Origin of the sequence: Erwinia sp. MYb416, assembly GCF_037479575.1 — a bacterium.
Taxonomy (GTDB): Bacteria; Pseudomonadota; Gammaproteobacteria; order Enterobacterales; family Enterobacteriaceae; genus Erwinia; species Erwinia rhapontici.
On record NZ_JBBGYT010000141.1, the window covers coordinates 2222 to 3266 of the forward strand.

Here is a 1045-nt window from a genome sequence, read left to right on the forward strand (position 1 = left end):
GGGAAGGCTTCGGCGGCCTGCTGGGCCAGCGGCCACAGCGCCTCGATCGGCTGCGGTCCCTGCACCCACAGCGTCACCGTATCCGCATGGTAATAACGCTGATGGAACTGTTGCAGCGCCGCACGCAGCGCCGTGTGATCGTTGCCAAAGCCCGCTGCATTGCCGGTCTGGAAGCGTTGCCACGGATGGGAAGCGAATGCAGCGCTCAGCGCCGCATCACACAACGTGTCCTGATGGTCAGCCAGCAGGCGGCATTCGGCATCAATGGTCGCGACTTCCTGGCGGATCGCGCTGGCAGACAAGAGCGGCGCCACCAGCATATCCGTCAGGCGGGGCAGCGCATCGGCCAGTTGTTCGGGGGCGCACTCGAAAAAGTACGCGGTGCTGCTGCCGAGCGTGGTGGCGTTCAGCCGCCCTCCCCGGGCAGGCAGCCAGGCCATCAGCCTTTGGTCATCCTGAAAAACCGGGCTGCCGGCAAACAGCAGATGCTCAAGCAGATGTGCCAGCCCCGGCCAGGCATCCGGCTCATGGTGACTGCCCACATCCACCTGCATCAACGCGGCGGCGCGCGTGGCCTGCGGGTCTGAGATTAACTCAACCCGTAAACCGTTGGGTAAGCGCCGCTGTTGATGCTGCATGCGTCAGACCTTAAAGATCAGCTGAGCATTAACCCGCTCAGAGTTAGCACGGTTGCGGAACTGCAGCTGACTGACCTGAATATTGGTGCAGTTGGCCTGTTCACGTGCTTCCAGGATCTTATGGTGATGCTCTGATTTGCTGCACACCGGGTCGGCATTATCCGCATCGCCCGTCAACATAAACGCCTGGCAGCGGCATCCACCAAAGTCCTTCTCTTTTTCCGAGCAGGAGCGGCAGGGTTCCGGCATCCAGTCAAAGCCGCGATAGCGATTAAAACCAAACGAGTTAAACCAGATATCCTCAAGGCTCTGCTCCAGCACTGACGGGAACTGAACCGGCAGCTGATGCGCACTGTGGCACGGCAACGCCGTGCCTTCTGGCGTCACACTGAGGAAGATCGCTCCCC

2 protein-coding genes are annotated in these 1045 nt (G+C 61.1%); both read right to left on the reverse strand.

Annotated elements, in window-relative coordinates; genetic code table 11:
* On the reverse strand, positions 1-638 hold a 638-nt coding region (locus tag WH277_RS01340; RefSeq protein ID WP_339503926.1), incomplete at its 3' end, for an insulinase family protein.
* Between the two features lie 3 nt (positions 639-641).
* Positions 642-1045, reverse strand: a 404-nt coding sequence (locus WH277_RS01345; protein WP_339503928.1) for an SPASM domain-containing protein, incomplete at its 5' end; no start/stop codon positions are given.